This window comes from Micromonospora globosa (genome assembly GCF_000717585.1).
GTDB lineage: Bacteria > Actinomycetota > Actinomycetes > Mycobacteriales > Micromonosporaceae > Micromonospora > Micromonospora aurantiaca.
In genome coordinates, this window is sequence record NZ_JNZR01000079.1 from 1 (window position 1) to 1,354 (window position 1,354).

At 74.7% G+C, this 1,354-nt stretch carries 1 protein-coding gene; it reads right to left on the reverse strand.

All coding sequences use genetic code 11. The features are described 5' to 3' along the window. Positions 1-1,354: acyltransferase domain-containing protein (locus tag IF06_RS32685; RefSeq protein ID WP_036312084.1), on the reverse strand; the 1,354-nt coding region annotated here is incomplete at both ends.

Below are 1,354 nucleotides of genomic sequence, written 5' to 3' on the forward strand. Positions count from 1 at the left end.
CCCCACACACCCCCACCCAACACACCCGGCAAATCCACCAAACCACCCCACCGCAACGGCACCTCCAAACCCACCACCCGACCCAAACCCCACACCGCAGAACCCGCGACATCCGCCAGCTCGTCCGAGCCGCCGACCGACACCGCCCCGCGCGTCAGCCACCACAACCGGCCCGACCCACCGACGTCGGTCAGCGCCTGCACCACGGCCAGCGCCCTCGACACCTCGGCGGCGGCCGGAACCGGGGAGGCCTCCCGCGGCTCGGCCAGCGACAGCAGGGACACCACGTGGGCGTCCCGGGCGTCTGAGCTCATCGCCTCCAGCAGGAGCCGCGCCACCCGGTCGCGGTCGGCGCCGGCCGGGACCAGCACCGGGACCGCCCGGTCGGCCCGGGCAGCCAGCGCCGCGGCCACCGGGTGGTCCTCCTGCCCGGGCGCCATCAGCAGCAGCCAGGTTCCCGCCAACGTCGCGGAGTCCGGCACGGCGGCCGTACGCCACGTCGCCCGGTACCGCCAGGAGTCGACGACCGCCCGCTGCTGCGTCGCCCGCCGCCACCGGGCGAGCTTGGGCAGCAGCGCCGTGGACGGCTCGTCCGCGCCCACGGCGAGATCCTCGCCCAGCACGCCGAGGTCCCCGGACTCGACCGCCGCCCAGAACTCCTCGTCGGACGGGGCGTCGGCCCGCTCCGGAGCCGAGCCGGGCTGGGGGTCCTCCAGCCAGTAGCGCTGCCGGTCGAAGGCGTAGGTGGGCAGTTCCACCGCGCGCGGCCGGGTGCCGGTCTGGCCGAGGTACGCCGCCCAGTCGACGGCCACGCCGGCGGCCCAGAGCTGCCCGGCGGCACTGGTGAGGGTGGTGACGTCGGGCTGGCTGCGGCGCAGCGTGGCGACGTACCGCACGTCGTCGGCCGTGTCCGCCTCGGCGGCCATGGCGGTGAGGACCGCGTCCGGGCCGACTTCCAGGAAGGTGTCCACCCCCTGTGCCCGCAACGCCGCCACACCGTCGGCGAAGCGCACCGGCTGCCGCACGTGCCGCACCCAGTAGCCGGGCTCGGTGATCTCTACGGCGTCCGCCACCGCGCCGGTCACGTTCGACACGATCGGGATCTTCGGCACCCGCCAGTCCAGTCCCGCCACCACCGACGCGAACTCCTCCAGCATCGGATCCATCAACCGCGAGTGGAACGCGTGACTGACCGAGAGTTCCTTGACCCGCCAACCCCGCTCACGAGCGGTCGCCACCACCGAGGCCACCTCGCCGGCGGCACCCGACACCACCACCGACGCCGGACCGTTCACCGCCGCCACGTCCACCGCCGCGCCGGTCACGCCGATCAACTCGGCGACAGCCTCCTCCG